We start from the raw sequence: 20275 nt of genomic DNA, 5'->3' as shown, positions 1-20275 counted from the left end.
GAACCACGCATTTTTTTAGTTATGAATGAACCCACATCACCGTTTAGCAAACACCAATTAATTCCACAAGAGGAAACCTTAGAGGTTTTACGCCAAAAAGGTGAATTGTTTATAGGCATCCCAAAGGAAAATCAGTACCAAGAAAAAAGAATATGTTTAACGCCTGATGCTGTCAATGCCATAACGTCTAACGGTCATCGTGTTCTAATAGAATCTGGAGCAGGTGAAGGAGCCCATTTTTCTGATGCGGATTATGTAACCGCTGGTGGGGAAATTACCAGGGATACTAAAAAGGTTTTTGCGTGCCCGTTAATTTTAAAAGTAGAACCTCCTACCCTTACCGAAATAGAATATATAAATCCGCAGACTACAATAATATCCGCACTTCAGATTAAAACGCAATACAAAGAATATTTTGAGGAATTGGCAAGAAAACGAATTACGGCTATAGCTTTTGAATATATCCGTGATGAAGAAGGGAAATACCCGGCCGTGCGTTCTCTAAGTGAAATTGCCGGTATTTCATCGGTATTGATTGCTGCAGAATTAATGGCCGCCAATAATAATGGTAACGGACTTATGTTCGGTAATATTAGTGGCGTACCACCGGTTGAAGTTGTTATTATTGGTGCTGGTACCGTTGGTGAATTTGCAGCACGCTCCGCAATAGGTATAGGAGCAAATGTAAAGGTCTTTGACAATTCTATTACCAAGCTAAGAAACATTCAGACCAATCTTAAACAAACGGTATACACATCTACAATACAACCCAAAAATTTATTGAAGGCCTTAAAACGCTGCGATGTTGCTATTGGCGCCACAAGAGGAAAAGATAGGTCACCCGTTGTAGTTACCAGCACCATGGTAGAGCATATGAAAAAGGGAGCCGTAATCATTGATGTAAGTATAGATACAGGCGGATGTTTTGAAACCAGTGAAATTACCGATCACAATAAGCCTACTAGAAAAAAATATGATGTAATACACTACGGCGTGCCCAATATACCCTCTAGATATCCAAAAACGGCATCAGTAAGTATCAGTAATATTTTCACGCCTTATTTACTTAAAATCGGCGAAGACGGCGGACTAGAAAACTCCCTTCGTTTTGATAAGGGACTTCGAAATGGGCTATATATGTACCATGGTATTTTGACCAATAAATCGGTCGGAGAATGGTTTGACCTTCAGTATAGCGATATTAATTTTTTAATATTCTAAAACAAAAAAGCAAAATTTTCTCTATCCATTTAAAAAGACATAATTTCGCGTTCTTAATTATTACAACAAGCAGCTAGGATGGATTTTCTTAAGAGGTTAGGTTATTTTTTGGTGGGGATGTCTATAGGAATCGTTTTTCTAACTTTTTTTCTTAAAAAGAAATCTGAAGAAACCGGTGTATATTTTTGCTACCTACCTAATTGCAGAACATTAAAAGACATTCGCTCAAAATCTATGTACTACAGTGAGGAAGCCCAACAAAAACTCCAAGAGTTACAGTTGGATTCCACTGCAGTGACCTATATTTTAACCGAGGGTGATGTGGATTTCGGAAATAGTGATACAAAATCCGTTCCCTGTAAAACTTATATTATTGAGTCCGATTACAAGGAACAAGATTATATTTTCACCGTTAAGAATTGCAGAGAAAAAGCTACGATAGAAAACGTGCAACTACAATAAACTTACATTTTTCTGCGCTTTCTTTCTTTTTTCAAAAGGGTAAGCTCCCTACTGGTTTGTCCTGCTACAGAGGTATTTTCATCCGCTCTTCTAATTAAATAGGGCATTACATCGCGTACTGGTCCAAAGGGCAAATATTTGGCAACGTTATAACCATGTGCAGCCAAATTGTAAGAAATATGATCGCTCATACCATACAACTGACCAAACCAAATATGAGTGTTATTTTTTTCAATACCCTTCTTTTCCATTAACTCCATCAATTTATAACAACTCTCTTCATTGTGTGTTCCTGCAAAAATGGAAAGCACATCAATATTATCGATCATATATGCTATTGTTGCATTGAAATTATCATCAGTTTCTTGTTTGGTTTTGCAGATCGGTGAAGTGTAGCCCTTTTCCTTTGCTCGATCATTCTCTTTCTCCATGTATGCACCCCTAACGACCTTCATTCCAACCAAGAAACCATCTTTTATAGCGCGCTCATGCAACGCTTTTAAATACGGTAAACGATCCCATCTGTATGTTTGCAGGGTATTGAATACTATCCTTTTTTTCTTATTATACTTGCGCATCATTTCTTCAGCCAGGTCATCAGCGGCATCTTGCATCCAGCTTTCCTCACCATCGATCAGCAAAGACACTTCAAGGTCATGCGCTTTTTTACAGACTTTGTCAAACCTATTGACAACCCTTTGCCATTCTGCTTTTTCTTTATCAGTGAGTTCTTTTTTCTCGCTAATTTTTTGGTATAAGGCAAATCTCCCAAAACCAGTTGGCTTAAAAACAGCATAAGGTATGGCGTCCTTTTCCTTTACAAAATCCAAAATGGTCAAAATAATTTCAGTAGCCGTATCAAAAGGATCCTCTTCTTCTTTTCCTTCTACGGAGTAGTCCAATACCGAACTTACGCCTTTCTCCCACATTCTATCAACAACCGGTAAACAATCTCGCTCATTAACGCCACCACAAAAATGGTCAAAAACTGTAGCTTTAATTAAGCTTTCTACTGGCAAATGCGCCTTAAAAGCAAAGTTGGTAATCACCGAACCCATTTTTACCAAAGGTTCGTTTGAAATCATTTTAAAAAGAAAATAAGCGCGTTCTAACTCCGAATCGGTTTTAAGAGCAAATGCGGTTGCAGTATTTTCAAAAATTTGGTCCATTCCTTATAATTTCTATAACGATCAAATATAATCACAGAATTTATAATCTTAAGACTAAAATTTACCTTTATTTTGCGTACAAGTTTCAAACAAACTAAGCTATATTTTTAATGGATTCCATTATTTCAGATTCTTACGCAGTACATTTCAATGAACAAGCTTTTTCTGCCCTTAATACTCATTTAGCAGAGAAAAAATATTCTACTATTTTTATAATGGTAGATGAAAATACCCATGAACTCTGTCTACCAAATTTCATGGCAGAGCTAAATGGAGACTATGCATTTGAAATAATTGAAATTGAATCTGGGGAAATAAATAAAAACATTGAAACCTGTGTTGGTGTTTGGGAGGCACTTTCAGAGCTTGGTGCGGACCGTAAAAGTTTACTAATAAATTTAGGTGGAGGAGTATTGACCGATATGGGCGGTTTTATTGCCTCTACATTTAAAAGAGGTATAGATTTCATAAATGTACCCACTACCCTATTATCTATGGTAGATGCTTCGGTAGGCGGTAAAACAGGTATTGACCTTGGCGCGTTAAAGAATCAAATTGGTGTTATCAACCAACCGGTAATGGTATTGGTGGTACCAGATTTCCTTGATACCTTAGAAGACAGACAGGTCAAAAGCGGGTTTGCCGAAATGCTAAAACATGGTCTTATTCAAGATAAAGATTACTGGCATTCACTTAAAGAAGCTAAAGACCTTGAGGATATGAAAAATCATATTCTTACTTCAATTCAAATTAAAAATGAAGTGGTCTTGCAAGACCCTACCGAACAACATATACGTAAAATATTAAATTATGGACACACGTTGGGTCACGCCATAGAATCGTATTTTCTTGAAAACGAATCTAAAGAAATGTTGCTACATGGAGAAGCAATAGCAATTGGTATGATCTTAGAAGGCTATTTATCACAAAAACTATTAGACCTACCCCAAGAAGCCATGGAGGATATAAAGAAAACTTTTTTGAACAGGTATGACAAAGTGGAATTTTCTGATACCGACATTGATAATATTCTAAATTTAATGAAGTATGACAAGAAAAATTCTCATGGAAAAATCAATTTTGTACTCTTAAAATCTATTGGTGAACCTAAGTTTGATGTTGAAATTCCGGTAACATTATTTACTGAAGCTTTCGCTTACTACAAACTTTAAAAACTTCACATACCCAAATCATTACTTTCACAACTCTATAAAGATGTGTGTAATTTTAATGACTAGTTTAGTTATAGTTAAATAATAACCCGCTATAAATAAATTAGTTATGACCAGACGACTTATAGATTATCGTAAATTAGACCACAACTTAGCAGCTCTTTTAATTGAAACTTATCCTTATGGTTATGGTGATGAAGACATTATAACCTTCAAGAATATTAATGGTGATTATGTTGAGGCAGTTGAGCTGAAAACAACAGACACCTTATACTTGGTAAAAATTAGTAAGAGCCTTTCTAATTTTATCGCAAATTTTGAGGAGAATGTTGGAAAAGAGCTAGAATCAAGCACTCCCGAAGAAATAATGTCTTCAGAAGATATGACAAATACCTTACACCTAAATTTTGAAAACGAACACGAACAAGAGTTAGATTAAACTAAATATCGCTCTTTTATAATATTAAAATGATGCCTTTGATGACCACTAATCACAAGGCCTAGCGCTGCTACAGACCAAGGTAATCCGCTTGCGGTACCGGTTCTTTTTAAGACATCATTAGATAAAAGACTGAAAAAGTTAATAGATGCTTCTCTAACTATTAGGAATTCCTGTAAAATATCCTCTTTGGTTCTTTGATTTGCATAACTCTCTAAAACGTAATCATCTTGCTCAAAACCTGGTAAAGGAGTTTTATCGTTTCTAGAAATTCGAAAAGCCCTGTATTGAAAAACGCGTTCAGAATCTATTAAGTGAACTAAGACTTCAGCTATAGTCCATTTACCCTCCCCGTAGCTATACAACAACTGATCTTTGTTTAAATTTTCAATTAGCTGCTGAAAGTTCTTCTTGCCATTTTCTAAGGCAGACTTTAAATCTTCTTCTCCATTTAAAGCATTTAAGTAGGTTCCGTAAAAATATTGCAATTCGCTATTCTCTAAATCTTTTACCTTCATAAAATATTTTTTGTTTTACAAAAACAACCAAAAAAGCCCAATTAAAAAATTTAACCGGGCTTTTCTTCAAGTTAGTTGACTATAATATTCTTATAACTCGTTAAAAATAGTATGCATTAAACGCTTTTTGTCATTAAAGCTTTCTTCTAACGAAATCATTGTCTCGGTTCTGCTGATACCATCTATATCATCAATTTTAAAGATAATATTTTTAGCATGCGTAGTATCCTTTGCTCTAATCTTACAGAAAATATTGAATTTCCCGGTTGTAATATGTGCAATGGTAACATTTGGTATTTGATTTAAACGTTCCAATACAAATTTGGTCTGGTGCGTTTTTTCAAGAAAAATACCCACATACGCTATAAATGCATAACCTAGTTTTACGTAATCTAAAGTTAGTGAAGAGCCTTTTATTATACCGGCTTCTTCCATTTTCTTAACCCTTACATGAACAGTACCTGCAGAAATAAGAAGTTTTTTTGCAATATCAGTAAAAGGTGTTCTGGTGTTATCAATTAACATATCCAGAATTTGGTGGTCTATTTCGTCTAATTTGACTTTGCCCATAGTTGTAAAATTTCTGCCAAAAATAAAAAATAATCACATTAAATTCATTGAAACTCGATTTTTTTTATTGAAAATGTAAACAATTTTACTATTTCAAAGAAATAAAACAATGAAATCTAAGAAAGTAGTTTTAAAATATCATTTTCTCTCAACCACTTCACATCGTTTTCATCATTGCAATTCAATGATTTATGTGCAAAAACTTCAGGAGGTTCCTTATCAAAAACATGAACCATAGGAACAAAATCCACTTTACCATTTTTTAGCACCTCCTTATACTGAATTGTTGTAAATTCAGCCGAAGTAAGACCATTATTTTCAAAATCTATATTATACACCCCAATATCAACAAACTGTTTACCATTCTCCGGTATTGATAAATATTGGTCAACGGTATAATCTGTTATTTCATTATCCCTTATAGTTAACAAACTCTTTACTAAAGCTTTAAAAATGTATACCCTTGTTACATCTCTATCATAATCATTATAATAATGACCAGCTTCAAATAATATAGTAGGTGTTCCCTTCATTTGAAAAGCATCGCCTACGCAATTTGCATTAAAGCCATCATCATACCTACCTACCTGTCCAGGTATTTCTTCTTGCAATTTGCTGTTCATTGCCGCTATTAATTGCATACTCAGTTTTCTAGACGGTGAGTTATTACGGTCTTCATCAAAAGCTGGAGCCAAAAAAGAAACCGTAGCCGGTTTATGAGTAGTACCTACATTAAAAATAGTACGCTGATCATGTAGATTATAACAGAAATCTGGTGTAAAATCTTCATAGACCTTTTTTAGCACTTTACTCTCTGGTTGCGATAAGTTTTGTGCGTCTCTATTTAAATCGATTTCATTAGCATTTATTCTAGTAAAGTCTCTAGCTCCATCCGGATTTAAAATTGGAATAATCTTAATGGTACAGGCATTCCATATTTTGAAGGCTTCCATGGATTCTTGACTCATAAAATTAAATAAATCTAAAACAGCCTTCGTTGTCGTTGATTCATTTCCATGCATTTGAGACCACATTAAAATTCGCTTAGGTCCGTTACCAAAAACAACACTTTTTATAGCTTCTCCGCGTACCGATCTACCTACTACCTCAGTTTTAAATGTTACCGGTAATGAATTTAAAAACTCATCTATATGGTCATAAGTAATATATCTTCCCGATATACTGGTTACACCATAGTCCTTATAATTTATTTCTTCCATGTATTACTTTTCAAAAAACAAAAATACTACAGGTACAGTTTACAATTGTAAATCAGTTTGTGATAAAAGAACCAAATTAAATTGTATTGAAATTTACAATTCTAATCAAAAAGACAAATAATATTTCATTATATTAAAAATCAGTAGTTTACCGTTGTTTAAATAAACATAAACTTCATAAATTTCTAAACGGATTTAAGAATTTTACACATAATTTAACTACTATTAAATGGAGTATGAATTAATTTTGTAAACATGTTAGACAGCAATTCATTCATATTAAGGTTAAAGTTAATTTTAACCAATTACGAACTTTCCTCCTCTGCATTTGCAGATTTAATTGAGGTGCAAAGATCTAGCATATCACATTTGTTGAATGGCAGAAACAAACCTAGCCTAGAGTTTATCATGAAAATTAATGATGCCTTTGCGGAGGTAGATATTCAATGGTTGCTTTACGGCATTGGTAGCTTTCCTAAACTAAACAAAAAAGAACCAACCAAAACTTACAATAAATCCTTACAGACCACCTTACCACCTAGCGAAAAGAATATTGACCGAATAGTTATTTTCTATAATGACGGTACATTTAAAACATACCTAGAAAAATAGTTGTAAAATTCTAAATTCAGCATTCCTAACTTTTACTAGAATCATCATCGGGAATTTGTTTATTTTGCAGTATGATGAGAAAGATATTTTTTACCGCTATCACAAGCCTTTTAATTTGTTCTTGTTACCAACCAGAACGCGACTGCGAAAAGTATAAAACAGGCACTTTTAAATTCACTTATCAAGTTGGAGACACTGTTAAGGAAGGAAAATTCATAAGAACCAAAGATTACAGCATTGACTATTATGAAAACAAAATAGACAGCGCCACCGTCCGCTGGTTCAATGACTGCGAATTTGTTCTACAAGACATTAATAGCAAAACAGCTATACATTATAAAATTATTAGCACAACGGATTCTTCTTACACCTTTCAATACAAAAGCGCTGTAAAAGACCCCAACAAAAAATTAGTAGTAAAAATCGGAACCGCAATTAAAACCAACTAACCATGTTTGAAATTTTCACCAGTCCAGATGCTTGGATTGCCCTACTTACACTAACATTTCTTGAAATAGTTTTAGGTATAGATAATATAATTTTTATCTCCATTGCCGCAGGAAAACTAGAACCTACACAAAGAAAAAAAGCTACCAATATTGGACTTGTATTGGCCATGGTTATGAGAATTGTATTGTTATTTGGCATCTCATTGCTTACTTCAATGAAAAAACCGTTTTGGGTGTTTGACAGTGAATGGATTACAGGAGGAATTAGTGGACAGGGAATAATACTCTTTCTAGGAGGTTTATTTCTGCTCTACAAAAGTACTAAGGAAATCCATGAAAAGGTCGAAGATAAAGGGCATGACGAACGGGAGGTAAAGAAAGCGAGATCCACATCCCTGACCAATGCCATTTTGCAAATAACCGTAATAAACATAGTATTTTCATTTGACTCTATTTTAACTGCCATAGGAATGACCAACGGCATCTCTCCCAACCCTAACGATGCTTTAATACTTATGATTGTAGCCGTAGTTATCTCAGTAATCATAATGATGTTATTTGCCAATCCTGTTGGTGAATTCGTAAATAGACACCCTTCCATTCAAATCCTAGGGCTTTCTTTTTTAATCTTAATAGGTTTTATGCTAATTGCAGAAGCAGCTCATTTAAGTCATCTAATTGTATTTGGAAATGAAGTGGGCACCATCCCGAAAGGATACCTTTACTTCTCCATTGCATTTTCATTAATGGTTGAATTCTTTGATCTAAGAATGAAAAAGAATAAGAAGCCCGTTACACCAATTGAAGATCAGTAGAAAAATTAAATAACGTAAAAACCCTAATTAAACATGTGTTTAATTAGGGTTTTATATTTTCTTGCAACTGTATTTTAAACCGCCTGAGGTGTTTAATTTGGTCTGTCAAAAGCCATTTCAGGGTTTTGTTCTTTTTGCTGCTTAAAAAGCCTTTGTTGCTGCTTAACAGTCATTGTACTACCATCATGGCTCCATCCTGGAGGACCAAAAATATACATTAGTTTGTGTTTAAATTTCTTCACCTTCTTCACATCTGCCCATATATCTTTAAATTCATGGGTAAGAATTACAATAGGGTTATTAGAATTAGGCGCATGTATAACGCCGAATTTTACATCAATTTCTTCATCATACTCTTTCCAGGTACCGAACATTTTATCAAAACAATTAAGAAATCCACCGTGATTCTTATCTAAGTACTCTACATTCTGTGCATGGTGCACTTGGTGCATGGTATGAGTGTTGAAGATTTTTTCTATAAAGCCCATTTTAGGCACATATTGGGAATGCAATTGAAACTGCCAGAAAGATTCTATAGCCAAACAAACTACAACCATTTCTACCGGAAAACCAATAATAGGCATCCAAACATAGAAGAAAGGTTTATACAACAAGGTAAACCACCCATTTCTTATAGCGGTACCAAGATTAAAATTATCTGAAGAATGATGTACAATATGTGCAGCCCATAAAATTCGTATTTCATGATTTGCCCTATGAAACCAGTAGTACGTAAAATCATCGGCCAACTGACATAAGAGCCACACGTACCAAGCATACCCAAAGGACTCATACCCCATTATATTGGTTCTCACCCCATCAACCATTGGGTTGAACAATTCATAGGCCCATTCAAAAAGAACTACCAACAAAATAACCTTAAGTAAAGGACCAATAATGGCCGAACCAATACCCATTGCACTACTAGCTGCAAAATCTTTCCAATCATAAAGATCATCATCTCCATGAGTTTTGCTATAGGTCAATTCTAATAAGATAAAGGCAATAAAAGCTGGTGCACCGTATACCAGCGGGTTAGTGAAATCCATTAATTCAAATTTTTGTAAAGGTAGTTATAAAACCAACCGTTCTAAAAAAATGTCTAATCTTAACTTTCTATTTTACGATAAGACAATTCAATTGTTCAACACAAAACAATTATTTCTTGTTTTTAAGTATCTCATTTTGCTCCTGTAACAATTTTTCCAAACTAGACAATAGCGCAATATTCTTTGGTGTTTCCACCTCTTTATTTGTAGGATCTTCAGATTTTTGCTTGAACCTGTTAATAAACTTCACCATTACGAAAATGGTAAAAGCAATAATTCCAAAATCTATAAGTGACTCTATAAGCTCCCCATAACCAATGGCAACTTCTTCTACACTATCCGTTGCCTGCCTAAGTATCCACTTTTTATTTGAAAGATTAACATCATCTGTCAACAAAGAGAGAGGGGGCATAATAATAGCAGAAACAATTGTACTGACAACTTTATTAAATGCGGTACCAATAATAATACCGACAGCCAAATCTATCATATTGCCCTTGATGGCAAAATTCTTGAATTCTTCAAAAAAATTCTTCATAAACTCAATTAATCAAATAAAGTGGGTTCATCTGCAGAACCACCATCTACATCTTTTGATTTCTTATTTTCGGTACCAGATTCTACTGCCTGCTCATCTACTACTTCAATATCTTCCGTTTTTTCAGGGATAACCGGCTCATAAGGCAAAGGCTCTAAGCTATTAATGTTTTTCACCTTTTCAGTAATCAATTGATTACCTAAAGCTTTAATTCCCTTGATAGCTATAAAATTCTCAATATCAACACTTTCATTTTCCTTAGCCTCTTTACCTCTAGGCTTTGGAAATTCAATTTCAATCATTGGTCTCCAATCTGTAGAAACAAGCTCCAAGTATGATTTTGGATGTTCTGAAATAAATAATTCCTCTTTATTTTCATTCTCTATTAAAAATCTTTTTACGTAGAATCTTTCTTTCTCACCCTCCCAATAAATGGCTGAGATGGGCTTCTCAGGTATCCATTTTTCAAGTACGATCATATCATCATCAAAATGCGAAGTAAGCACTGGCAAAAATGTTTTAGCCACACCTTTTTGATTGATTACCAAAAGTAAATCATCACCTTTAAACTCCCCCAACAATTCTCCCCTGCCATCAACATTCAATCTACGCACAACATCATCAAACCAAATCTTTCTTGGCTTTAATGTAGAAACACCTTTTTCTTTAAGTTCTATGCGTTTTACAGAGTATTTGGTTACTATATTTCCTTTGGACGCTCTTCCTTTTATAAGAACATCTGAAAAATCAATATCCCATTTTAATTTTTTAATGCTTCCAACCTGACGCAACAACACGGTAATAACTTCAGCTTCACCGTTAGGGTTTGCGGAAAAATATAGCACCTGTGTTCCAGGCTTACCTGTACCTAGCTCATAAATTCTATCACGTGTTATACTGGTAACATTAAAACGTTTTATATAGGTAGCCCCACCTTTACCGTCCTTGTAAATTAAATTATAGGTAGTACGCTTATCTTTCTTTTTAAATACAGCGACATGAATGATTCCCTTACCGACAAAAGTTTTGGAATCTACCTTTGAAACCATCATCTTACCCTCGTTGGTTATAACAATAATATCATCTATATCACTACAATCCGTCACGTATTCATCACGTTTTAACGAAGTACCCACAAAACCTTCTTCCCTGTTTACATAAAGCTTGGTATTCCTTATTACCACTTTGGTAGCTTCTATATCGTCAAAAACACGAATCTCGGTTTTTCTACCTCGATCCTTACCATAAGTTTCCTTTAGATTTTTAAAATAATCAATGGCAAACTCTATCAAATTAGCCAAATGGTTTTTAACTTCCGCAATACGCTCTTGCAGACTCTCTAAATGTTGTTGCGCCTTATCTAAATCAAATTTTGAAATTCTTTTAATACGAATTTCAGTCAACCTGGTAATATCCTCTACGGTAACGGCTCGTTTTAAATGCTTTGTATGTGGAGCAAGCCCTTTATCTATAGCATTTATTACCCCTTCCCAAGTCTCCTCTTCCTCAATATCTCTATAAATACGGTTCTCAATAAAAATCCGCTCTAAAGAGGCAAAATGCCATTGCTCCTCTAGCTCACCAAGTTGAATTTCCAATTCTTGTTTTAAAAGATCAACCGTAGAATCCGTAGATCTTTTCAACATCTCCGTTACACCAATGAATAAGGGTTTATTATCTTCAATAATACAACCCAATGGTGAAATAGAAGATTCACAAGCCGTAAATGCATAAAGGGCATCTATTGTTTTATCAGGTGAAATTCCACTGGGCAAATGCACCAATATTTCAACTTCCGCGGCGGTGTTATCCTCAATTTTTTTAATTTTTATCTTACCCTTTTCATTGGCCTTTAAGATAGAATCTATTAAACTACCAGTATTAGTACCATAAGGTATCTCATTGATTACCAGTGTATTTTTATCTAACTGAGAAATCTTTGCACGCACACGAATTTTACCACCCCTAAGTCCATCATTGTAATTGGTAACATCAATAATACCAGCCGTTTGAAAATCCGGAAAGATTTTAAATCGCTGTCCTTTTAAGTGCTTAATGGATGCATCAATCAGCTCTACAAAATTATGCGAAAGTACTTTTGTGGAAAGCCCAACAGCAATACCTTCCGCTCCTTGAGCTAATAACAAAGGAAATTTTACGGGTAAGTTTACAGGTTCTTTTTTTCTTCCATCATAAGAAGCCTGCCACTCGGTAATTTTAGGACTAAAAATAACCTCTAAGGCAAATTTAGATAACCTTGCCTCAATATATCTTGAAGCAGCCGCTCTATCCCCGGTCAAAATATTACCCCAGTTTCCTTGAGTATCTATTAAAAGGTCCTTTTGACCTATTTGAACCATGGCATCGGCAATACTGGCATCACCATGTGGGTGATACTGCATAGTGTGACCTACAACATTCGCCACCTTATTATACCTACCGTCATCCAACTCCTTTAGTGAATGCATGATTCTACGCTGTACAGGCTTAAAACCATCTTCAATTGCAGGTACAGCTCTTTCTAGAATTACGTATGAAGCATAATCCAAGAACCAATCTTTATACATACCGGTTACCCGTGTAAGGGCCTCGGCAGGTTCAGTTGTTTCGTTATTTTCTTCGGAAAGGTTGTCGTTAATTTCCTCGTTCAAATCGTCATTTTCTTCCATTCAGAAGCAATCGTATTAACTTAATTTATATTACTTTATCTTCTATTAAATCAACTTCTACTTTAAGATTGTTGATAATAAATTTTTGTCGGTCGGGTGTGTTTTTCCCCATATAAAAACTTAGCAATTCTTCAATGGACATTGCTTTATCTAACATTATGGGCTCCAATCTAATATCGTCACCAATAAAATGCCTAAACTCATCGGGTGAAATTTCACCCAATCCTTTAAATCGGGTAATTTCTGGTTTACCACTTAACTTATTTATCGCATTTTGACGCTCTTCATCACTGTAACAATAAATAGTCTCCTTTTTATTTCTAACCCTGAATAAAGGAGTCTGTAGAATATACAAATGATTTTCCTTTATCAATTCCGGGAAAAATTGCAAAAAGAAGGTAATCAATAATAATCGAATATGCATACCATCTACATCGGCATCTGTGGCAATAATGATATTATTATATCGTAAATCTTCAATAGATTCCTCAATATTCAATGCCGCCTGCAGAAGATTGAATTCTTCATTTTCATATACAATCTTCTTTGACATTCCGTAAGAGTTCAAAGGCTTTCCTTTTAAACTAAAAACGGCCTGAGTATTCACATCCCTTGACTTTGTTATGGAACCAGATGCAGAATCACCCTCGGTAATAAACAGGGCACTTTCCAATCTACGATCATGTTTCATATCACTTAAGTGTACCCTACAGTCCCGTAATTTCTTATTATGCAAACTGGCTTTCTTAGCCCTGTCACGTGCAAGTTTACGAATACCGGACAACTCCTTACGTTCCTTCTCCGCCATCATAATCTTACGTTGAAGTTTCTCTGCAGTCTCTGCATTCTTATGTAGATAGTTATCTAAATACTTACCAACAAAGTCATTGATATAGGTACGTACGGTAGGAAAGTCTCCACCCATATCCGTAGAACCCAATTTAGTTTTTGTCTGACTTTCAAAAACCGGCTCCATTACTTTGATCGATATAGCGGATATTATTGATTTCCTAATATCAGATGCATCATAAGACTTTCCATAAAAGTCACGAATAGTTTTTACGATTGCCTCTCTAAATGCTGCTTGGTGCGTACCACCATGGGTAGTGTGCTGACCATTTACAAAAGAATGATACTCCTCACTATATTGTGTTTTGCTATGGGTAATGGCTACTTCTATATCTTCACCCTTTAAGTGGATAACAGGGTACAACATATCTTCTACATTGTTATTATCCTCTAAAAGATCTTTTAATCCGTTTTCAGAATGAAACTTTTCACCGTTATAAACTATTGTCAACCCCGGATTCAAGTAAACATAGTTTTTGAGCATACGTTCTACATACTCATTCCTGTATTTGTAATTTTTAAAAATAGTCTCATCAGGTATAAAGGTAACTTTGGTACCTTTCCTTTTACTGGTTTCCTCAGGACCTACTTCGCTTTCTAAATTCCCGGAACTGAACTGCGCGGTCTTTAGTTGATTATCCCTAGAAGATTGCACCTCAAAAAAACTGGATAAGGCATTAACCGCCTTGGTACCAACTCCGTTTAGACCCACTGATTTTTTAAAGGCGCGACTATCATATTTACCACCAGTGTTCATTTTAGAGACTACATCCACCACTTTACCTAAAGGTATACCCCTACCGTAATCCCTTACCTTTACAACTTTATCTTTTATGGAGATTTCAATGGTCTTTCCAGCGCCCATTACAAATTCATCTATACAGTTATCTATAACCTCTTTTAAAAGAATATAGATTCCGTCATCGGCAGAAGACCCATCCCCTAACTTACCAATATACATACCAGGTCTTAATCGGATATGTTCTTTCCAATCGAGCGAGCGTATGTTATCTTCAGTATATTGAGATTCTTGAGCCATATAAAAAAATTTATGAAAGTTGCGTTAAAGATAGCACCACTCGGCAAAAGATAAAATAGCTAACTGTTAAAGTAATTAACAATTAATTCATGTCTTTTGTTGATAGCATCAACAAATATGGTAATTCGGTCAAAAACTATTGCATTAAAATTCATAATAAATGAACTAAAAATAACTGACCTATGTCATTGTAGTTTTTTCGTCAATTAAATATCTTTAATGAAGAATTTGAATATTTATGGAATTTATTGACTACTATAAAATTCTTGAATTAGACAAAACGGCTACTCAAGCAGATATTAAAAAGGCGTATCGCAAATTGGCCCGCAAACTTCATCCGGATTTAAATCCTAATGATAAATCCGCACAAGAGAAGTTTCAACGCGTTAATGAAGCGAACGAGGTTTTAAGCGATCCTGAAAAAAGAAAAAAGTACGACCAATATGGTAAAGATTGGGAACATGCCGAAGCTTTTGAAGAAGCCAAAAAAAACCAGCGCCGTTCCAATTCTAATACAAATAGAACTTACACCAATTATAGCGGGCAGCAAGAAGATTTTTCAGATTTCTTTGAATCCATGTTCGGTGGTGGCGGCTTTGGAGGCAGTACAAGACAAAGAACCTCCCAATTTAAAGGTCAAGATTTAAATGCTACATTAAATTTAAATATGACCGATATTCTACAGGAACAAAAGCAGACTTTAGATCTTGGAAACAAAAAAATTAGAATCACTATCCCTGCGGGTGTCGAAGACGGACAAACAATAAAGATTACAGGTTATGGTGGCGAGGGCGTAAATGGTGGTCCCAAAGGGGATTTATATCTAACATTTGAAATTTACAATAACACAGATTTTCAAAGAGTAGGAAACGATTTATATAAAAATGAATCTATTTCTCTTTATGATGCCATTTTAGGTAGCTTAATTGAAATTACAACATTGACCGGAAAGGTAAAATTAAAAGTAAAACCAGAAACACAGAACGACACCAAAATAAAGCTAAAAGGAAAAGGTATGCCTATTTATAAAAAGAAAGGTGCGCATGGAGATTTATATATTACCTATAAGATCACTATGCCAACCAATTTATCTCAAAAAGAAAAAGAATTGTTTAAACAGCTATCAGAATTAAGATAATTATGGATCAAGAGAACTATATACAAATAGAAGTATACTGCAAACAAACGCAAACTCCCTTAGAGTTCATTGACGACTTGTTAGAGTTTGAGATGATTGAAGTTCAGGAAATTGACAACAAGAGTTATGTGTTACCACATCACATATTAGAAATAGAACGCATTTACAGATTGAGAAATGACCTTGGTATTAACATGGAAGGAATAGACACCATAAATCATATGCTAAAAAAAGTCAACCGACTGGAGCAAGAATTAAAAATGCTACGAGATCGGCTGACTATATATGAGCCTAATTAAAAGTTATTTCCTAACTTATGAAATAGTAAGATTAAAATGATAATCAAATTCTAAAATTCACATTGACCAGCTTTTAAATCAAAACAATTACCTGCGGCATTTTGTGAAATAGAACAATCAATTGTAGGATTTAAATCAATTAAATTATTTATACCACAATAATTTCTAAGCAAATTGTTATTGTAAATTGACAAGGAACCTTCTACTTTAACTAAACTTTCCAATCCTTCCAAATTAATTAAATTATCATTAGCATAAATTTGAAGATTTGCCCCAATAAATTCTAAATTATTTAAACCATTTAAGTTTTCTATATTTAAAAATTCAAGTATAAAACGGGAACCTATATTCCGCAATGAACTAAAACCACTTAAACTAATTAGTTTTGGATTATTGGAAATCTGGATTTCCCCTTCAACAGATTCTATACTATTCAAAAAATTAATATTTTCTAATTGTAGATTATTTTCTAAAAAAATATTTCCAGAAATTAACTTTAAGGCTGAAAACGTATCATCCTCTAATAGACTACTAGTTTCTGATAATCGAAAAGAATTTACTTGCTCCAAAGCATTAAAACCTGATACATTTTCAATGGTTTCATTATATCCTATACTAAAATTCCCTGTAACACTCTTTAAAGAATTAAAACCATCTATTATTTCAAGTACAGGATTAAATTCTATTTCAAATCTACCTTCAATAGTCTGCAAGGATTCAAAACCTTCAATACTTTTAATACTTGAATTTCTTGTAACTTTAAAACCAGAGCTAATACTAACTAAAGTATTAAAACCCTTAATTTCAATCAATTTTTGATTGTTGTAAATTGATAAACTACCTTGAATTGATTCTAACTTATTAAAGTAAGGAAGACTTATTAAATTTAAATTATCATTAATACTAATTGAACCAACTTGCATTTTAGCATTATTAAACCCTTCAATCAATGTCAATGCATTATTATCTACAATTTGAAAATTTCCAAAATTTATAATATTGTCAAAGCCTTTTACTGAAATTAAAGCATCATTATTTTCTACATGAATATTTTGAATTTGTGTTAAATTATTAAACCCATCAATACTTTTAAGATTAGTATTATTAACAAATACCATTCCCTGCAAAGTTGACAATTCGTTTAAGCCCGAAACATCTAACAAACCAACATTTTGTTCAATAAAAATATTGTTTTCAATTATCTTAACATTTTTAAATCCATCTAAATTTTCTATTAAAGTAGTTGCCTGTATGCTGATTCCCAAAGAAATTTCTTGCAAGCCATGAAAACCAATTAAACTTGAAAGTGATTTGTTGCCAAAAATATGAATGAAATTAGCTATTGAAATTTGAGACAATGCATCAATATTTTCTAATTTATCATTTGAGTACAATTGAATATCTCCACTAAAATCATTAAGATTATTTAATCCACCTAAATCTTTTAAAATTTCATTTTCATAAAGTATTAAATCAGCACCAATACTACTTAGACTATTTAAAGAAGATAAATCAACAATTGTTGAAGGATTATTTGAGTCTCTAATTTCTAATGAACCAGAAATTTCTGTATAATTATTGTCACCAAAATCATCTACCTCTTTTTGGGATGTAAGCACTACATCACCTTCAAAAACTTTTTCAATTTGCTCGAACATACCAGTTTTAAGGCTAACTTCATTCCCATAGCCCACACCCTCACTATTGGTTGCGTAAGCCCTCACAAAATATTCGGTATTTGATTCCAACCCATCAATTACACTTGTAAAATCTGCTGCGCCAGTACCATCAGATGTTATAAAATCATCAATTGTTGGTGTTGAAGAAACACTCCAACAAACTCCTTTAGATATAATTTCCGCACCTCCGTCATCAGAAATGTCACCCCCTGAAACAGCTGAATTATCAGTAATATTCGTAACAATATTAGTAGTTAACTCCGGAATTCCTAACTCTACAAATTCATCTGTGCCCAAATCATCCGATTCAGAATCCGAGCAACTAATTGTACATAAAATAATAAAGTAAAGCGGTAATAATTTTTTAAACTTCTGCATTTAGATAGATAAAATTTTAATTTATTCAAAGAAAACAAATCAACTAATTATCTAACTAAAAAACAGACTTAACAATCAAATTAATCGCCAATTAACATCAGTAGCCTCTTACACATTAAAACGGAAATGCATTACATCACCATCTTTAACAATGTATTCTTTACCTTCAACTCTCATTTTACCCGCTTCTTTTACTTTTGACTCACTCCCAAAGGTAACATAGTCATCATAAGCAATAACTTCTGCACGAATAAAACCTTTTTCAAAATCGGTATGTATAACTCCAGCTGCTTGTGGAGCAGTTGCACCAATAGGAATTGTCCATGCACGAACCTCTTTTACCCCTGCGGTAAAATAGGTTTCCAAATCTAATAACTTATAAGCTCCACGAATTAATTTTGCCGAACCAGGTTCCTCCAAGCCCAAATCTTCTAAAAACATTTGGCGCTCATCATATGTTTCCAATTCGGTAATGTCAGCCTCAGTGCCAACAGCCAAGAATATAACCTCTGCTTTTTCTGCCGCAACTGCTTCCTTCACCTTTTCTACATATGCATTTCCATTAACCGCTGCCTCTTCATCCACATTACAAACATACATCACTGGCTTATCGGTTATAAACTGTAACGGTTTCACAAATTCTAGCCTTAACTCCTCTTCAATTTCGATAGCCCTTACAGAGGTACCGGCCTCTAGACCTGTCTTAATGGCTAATAGAACAGCTTCTTCTTTTTGAGCTTCCTTGTTTCCCGTTCGTGCGGCTCTTTTTACTTTTTCCAATTTCTTATCTACAGTCTCCAAATCTTTCAACTGAAGTTCCATATCTATAGTTTCCTTATCCCTAATTGGATCAACACTACCGTCTACGTGAACTATGTTATCGTTGTCAAAACAACGTAATACATGAAGAATTGCATCCGTTTCACGGATATTTCCTAAAAACTGATTTCCTAAACCTTCACCTTTACTGGCACCTTTAACCAAGCCGGCAATATCCACAATTTCTACAGTTGCAGGTAACACTCTTTCTGGGTTTACCAATTCCTCTAACTTCTCTAACCTTGAGTCTGGGACATTAACCACACCAATATTAGGTTCAATTGTACAAAACGGAAAGTTTGCGCTTTGTGCCTTAGCATTGGACAAACAATTAAAAAGTGTTGATTTACCAACATTTGGCAACCCTACAATACCTGCTTTCATAATTTATAATATTTCAAGAGTGCAAATATAGTTTTTACCAACACAATTTTCATTCATTTTTAAATCTAACACATCTGTTAAATTACATACGATTAAATTAAATATAATTCAAATTATTTAGCTAAACGATACTTAAATTGAGCGTATTTAACATTATTTAAGAAATATTTCTTACTTTGTCAGCAGAACGTGTGAAAATATATGGAACTTCATTCAGATGAAACAATATGGTATTTCTTTAAAAAGGGCGAAGCAAACGGCTTTAGTCTCCTTTTTAAAAAATACTATCCTCAGTTACACGTGTACGGTTTAAAGCTTAGTAACAACAGAGAAATAACAGAAGATTGTCTGCAAAACTTCTTCATTCAACTATTTGAAGAACGCGAAAAACAAAATGAGATTAAGAATCTTAAAGCCTACCTATTTGTATCTTTCAAAAGAAGGTTGATCAAACAATTACAAAAAAATCAAAAGAACGTTCCAATTTCTGAAGCACAGCTATTTAAATCTAATTTTACTTTTTCTGCCGAAGAAATTTCAATTCACCAAGAGATGCATTTTAAATGCACGTCTACCTTAGCCCAACTGATTAATAATTTATCCCCTAGACAAAAAGAGGTACTCTATTTGAAATACTACAGCGAAATGAAAAGTTCCGATATTGCTGAAGTTATGGATATGAACTACCAAAGTGTTTTAAACGTACTTCAAAAAGCTTTATCAAAGCTAAGAAAAGTATCTGAAAATCAACAGATTAAAAATATTTTGAAAAAAAATTGAATTTAAT

At 33.9% G+C, this 20275-nt stretch carries 20 protein-coding genes; 10 read left to right on the top strand and 10 right to left on the bottom strand.

Annotation, left to right across the window (positions count from 1 at the left end):
- The first annotated feature begins 21 nt into the window (after nt 1-21).
- Nucleotides 22-1221: an alanine dehydrogenase gene (locus I600_RS00765; RefSeq protein ID WP_058102613.1), complete on the top strand. Its 1200-nt coding sequence runs from the start codon at nt 22-24 to the stop codon at nt 1219-1221.
- A 78-nt stretch (nt 1222-1299) separates the two neighbouring features.
- A complete protein-coding gene (locus I600_RS00760; RefSeq protein WP_058102612.1) occupies nt 1300-1683 on the top strand; it encodes a DUF4258 domain-containing protein in 384 nt (127 codons plus the stop codon).
- A 2-nt stretch (nt 1684-1685) separates the two neighbouring features.
- On the opposite strand, the gene I600_RS00755 is transcribed toward I600_RS00760, so the two are convergent.
- Complete coding sequence (locus I600_RS00755; RefSeq protein ID WP_058102611.1) at nt 1686-2852, bottom strand: proline dehydrogenase family protein; 1167 nt, start codon at nt 2850-2852, stop codon at nt 1686-1688.
- A 110-nt stretch (nt 2853-2962) separates the two neighbouring features.
- Here I600_RS00755 and aroB point away from each other — a divergent pair, with 110 nt between their 5' ends.
- Both aroB and I600_RS00745 read left to right on the top strand, forming a co-directional pair.
- Nucleotides 2963-4024, top strand: a complete 1062-nt coding sequence (aroB, locus tag I600_RS00750; protein ID WP_058102610.1) for a 3-dehydroquinate synthase — start codon at nt 2963-2965, stop codon at nt 4022-4024.
- Nucleotides 4025-4133: 109 nt separating this feature from the next.
- Nucleotides 4134-4463: a hypothetical protein gene (locus I600_RS00745; protein WP_058102609.1), complete on the top strand. Its 330-nt coding sequence runs from the start codon at nt 4134-4136 to the stop codon at nt 4461-4463.
- On the opposite strand, the gene I600_RS00740 is transcribed toward I600_RS00745, so the two are convergent.
- The 3 genes from I600_RS00740 to I600_RS00730 form a co-directional block, all read right to left on the bottom strand.
- Complete coding sequence (locus tag I600_RS00740) at nt 4460-4981, bottom strand: DinB family protein (protein WP_058102608.1); 522 nt, start codon at nt 4979-4981, stop codon at nt 4460-4462. The genes I600_RS00745 and I600_RS00740 overlap by 4 nt on opposite strands.
- 90 nt (nt 4982-5071) lie before the next feature.
- The gene (locus tag I600_RS00735) at nt 5072-5551 is read right to left on the bottom strand and encodes an Lrp/AsnC family transcriptional regulator (RefSeq protein ID WP_027066901.1); all 480 of its coding nucleotides are present in this window, start codon (nt 5549-5551) and stop codon (nt 5072-5074) included.
- Between the two features lie 116 nt (nt 5552-5667).
- Nucleotides 5668-6771, bottom strand: coding sequence for a M14 family metallopeptidase (locus I600_RS00730; RefSeq protein ID WP_058102607.1), 1104 nt, complete (start codon nt 6769-6771; stop codon nt 5668-5670).
- A gap of 255 nt (nt 6772-7026) precedes the next feature.
- On the opposite strand from I600_RS00730, the gene I600_RS00725 reads away from it, so the two are divergent.
- The 3 genes from I600_RS00725 to I600_RS00715 all read left to right on the top strand — a co-directional run bounded on the left by I600_RS00725 (nt 7027) and on the right by I600_RS00715 (nt 8647).
- On the top strand, nt 7027-7383 hold the full coding sequence (locus I600_RS00725) for a helix-turn-helix transcriptional regulator (protein ID WP_058102606.1): 357 nt from the start codon (nt 7027-7029) through the stop codon (nt 7381-7383).
- 71 nt (nt 7384-7454) lie between these two features.
- Nucleotides 7455-7832, top strand: coding sequence for a hypothetical protein (locus tag I600_RS00720; RefSeq protein WP_058102605.1), 378 nt, complete (start codon nt 7455-7457; stop codon nt 7830-7832).
- Nucleotides 7833-7834: 2 nt separating this feature from the next.
- A complete protein-coding gene (locus I600_RS00715) occupies nt 7835-8647 on the top strand; it encodes a TerC family protein (protein WP_058102604.1) in 813 nt (270 codons plus the stop codon).
- Nucleotides 8648-8739: 92 nt separating this feature from the next.
- Here I600_RS00715 and I600_RS00710 read toward each other — a convergent pair whose 3' ends face one another.
- From I600_RS00710 to I600_RS00695, 4 genes are all read right to left on the bottom strand, one after another.
- Nucleotides 8740-9696, bottom strand: a complete 957-nt coding sequence (locus I600_RS00710; RefSeq protein ID WP_058102603.1) for a sterol desaturase family protein — start codon at nt 9694-9696, stop codon at nt 8740-8742.
- A gap of 109 nt (nt 9697-9805) precedes the next feature.
- The gene (mscL, locus tag I600_RS00705) at nt 9806-10234 is read right to left on the bottom strand and encodes a large-conductance mechanosensitive channel protein MscL (RefSeq protein ID WP_058102602.1); all 429 of its coding nucleotides are present in this window, start codon (nt 10232-10234) and stop codon (nt 9806-9808) included.
- An 8-nt stretch (nt 10235-10242) separates the two neighbouring features.
- Nucleotides 10243-12903: a DNA gyrase/topoisomerase IV subunit A gene (locus tag I600_RS00700; protein ID WP_058102601.1), complete on the bottom strand. Its 2661-nt coding sequence runs from the start codon at nt 12901-12903 to the stop codon at nt 10243-10245.
- 25 nt (nt 12904-12928) lie between these two features.
- Entirely contained in the window at nt 12929-14791 is a 1863-nt protein-coding gene (locus tag I600_RS00695; protein WP_058102600.1) for a DNA topoisomerase IV subunit B, read from the bottom strand.
- Nucleotides 14792-15029: 238 nt separating this feature from the next.
- Here I600_RS00695 and I600_RS00690 point away from each other — a divergent pair, with 238 nt between their 5' ends.
- Together I600_RS00690 and I600_RS00685 are read left to right on the top strand one after the other, a co-directional pair.
- On the top strand, nt 15030-15929 hold the full coding sequence (locus I600_RS00690) for a DnaJ C-terminal domain-containing protein (protein ID WP_058102599.1): 900 nt from the start codon (nt 15030-15032) through the stop codon (nt 15927-15929).
- A 2-nt stretch (nt 15930-15931) separates the two neighbouring features.
- Nucleotides 15932-16228: a chaperone modulator CbpM gene (locus tag I600_RS00685; RefSeq protein WP_058102598.1), complete on the top strand. Its 297-nt coding sequence runs from the start codon at nt 15932-15934 to the stop codon at nt 16226-16228.
- A gap of 50 nt (nt 16229-16278) precedes the next feature.
- Here I600_RS00685 and I600_RS00680 read toward each other — a convergent pair whose 3' ends face one another.
- Both I600_RS00680 and ychF read right to left on the bottom strand, forming a co-directional pair.
- A complete protein-coding gene (locus I600_RS00680; protein WP_058102597.1) occupies nt 16279-18285 on the bottom strand; it encodes a fibronectin type III domain-containing protein in 2007 nt (668 codons plus the stop codon).
- 108 nt (nt 18286-18393) lie between these two features.
- Nucleotides 18394-19488 (bottom strand): redox-regulated ATPase YchF, encoded by a 1095-nt coding sequence (ychF, locus tag I600_RS00675; RefSeq protein ID WP_058102596.1) that lies wholly within the window; start codon nt 19486-19488, stop codon nt 18394-18396.
- A 201-nt stretch (nt 19489-19689) separates the two neighbouring features.
- On the opposite strand from ychF, the gene I600_RS00670 reads away from it, so the two are divergent.
- Nucleotides 19690-20268 carry an RNA polymerase sigma factor gene (locus I600_RS00670; RefSeq protein WP_058102595.1) on the top strand — a complete coding sequence of 193 codons (579 nt, stop codon included), beginning with the start codon at nt 19690-19692 and terminating at the stop codon, nt 20266-20268.
- The last annotated feature ends 7 nt before the right edge of the window (nt 20269-20275 follow it).

Origin of the sequence: Maribacter dokdonensis DSW-8 (assembly GCF_001447995.1) — a bacterium.
In the GTDB taxonomy this organism is placed as follows: Bacteria; Bacteroidota; Bacteroidia; order Flavobacteriales; family Flavobacteriaceae; genus Maribacter; species Maribacter dokdonensis.
Note: the sequence above shows the minus strand (reverse complement) of the source record. Positions and strands in the feature narration are given on the sequence as shown.

Excerpts from the sequence above, each read along its gene's own strand:
- I600_RS00745 (WP_058102609.1), top strand. The coding sequence starts at position 4,134 with ATGACCAGACGACTTATAGATTATCGTAAATTAGACCACAACTTAGCA.
- I600_RS00690 (WP_058102599.1), top strand. The coding sequence starts at position 15,030 with ATGGAATTTATTGACTACTATAAAATTCTTGAATTAGACAAAACGGCT.
- I600_RS00670 (WP_058102595.1), top strand. The coding sequence starts at position 19,690 with ATGGAACTTCATTCAGATGAAACAATATGGTATTTCTTTAAAAAGGGC.
- I600_RS00765 (WP_058102613.1), top strand. The coding sequence starts at position 22 with ATGAATGAACCCACATCACCGTTTAGCAAACACCAATTAATTCCACAA.
- I600_RS00695 (WP_058102600.1), bottom strand. The coding sequence starts at position 14,791 with ATGGCTCAAGAATCTCAATATACTGAAGATAACATACGCTCGCTCGAT.
- I600_RS00730 (WP_058102607.1), bottom strand. The coding sequence starts at position 6,771 with ATGGAAGAAATAAATTATAAGGACTATGGTGTAACCAGTATATCGGGA.
- aroB (WP_058102610.1), top strand. The coding sequence starts at position 2,963 with ATGGATTCCATTATTTCAGATTCTTACGCAGTACATTTCAATGAACAA.
- I600_RS00725 (WP_058102606.1), top strand. The coding sequence starts at position 7,027 with ATGTTAGACAGCAATTCATTCATATTAAGGTTAAAGTTAATTTTAACC.
- I600_RS00720 (WP_058102605.1), top strand. The coding sequence starts at position 7,455 with ATGATGAGAAAGATATTTTTTACCGCTATCACAAGCCTTTTAATTTGT.
- I600_RS00755 (WP_058102611.1), bottom strand. The coding sequence starts at position 2,852 with ATGGACCAAATTTTTGAAAATACTGCAACCGCATTTGCTCTTAAAACC.
- I600_RS00710 (WP_058102603.1), bottom strand. The coding sequence starts at position 9,696 with ATGGATTTCACTAACCCGCTGGTATACGGTGCACCAGCTTTTATTGCC.
- I600_RS00760 (WP_058102612.1), top strand. The coding sequence starts at position 1,300 with ATGGATTTTCTTAAGAGGTTAGGTTATTTTTTGGTGGGGATGTCTATA.
- I600_RS00740 (WP_058102608.1), bottom strand. The coding sequence starts at position 4,981 with ATGAAGGTAAAAGATTTAGAGAATAGCGAATTGCAATATTTTTACGGA.
- I600_RS00685 (WP_058102598.1), top strand. The coding sequence starts at position 15,932 with ATGGATCAAGAGAACTATATACAAATAGAAGTATACTGCAAACAAACG.
- I600_RS00735 (WP_027066901.1), bottom strand. The coding sequence starts at position 5,551 with ATGGGCAAAGTCAAATTAGACGAAATAGACCACCAAATTCTGGATATG.
- I600_RS00700 (WP_058102601.1), bottom strand. The coding sequence starts at position 12,903 with ATGGAAGAAAATGACGATTTGAACGAGGAAATTAACGACAACCTTTCC.
- I600_RS00680 (WP_058102597.1), bottom strand. The coding sequence starts at position 18,285 with ATGCAGAAGTTTAAAAAATTATTACCGCTTTACTTTATTATTTTATGT.
- I600_RS00715 (WP_058102604.1), top strand. The coding sequence starts at position 7,835 with ATGTTTGAAATTTTCACCAGTCCAGATGCTTGGATTGCCCTACTTACA.
- mscL (WP_058102602.1), bottom strand. The coding sequence starts at position 10,234 with ATGAAGAATTTTTTTGAAGAATTCAAGAATTTTGCCATCAAGGGCAAT.
- ychF (WP_058102596.1), bottom strand. The coding sequence starts at position 19,488 with ATGAAAGCAGGTATTGTAGGGTTGCCAAATGTTGGTAAATCAACACTT.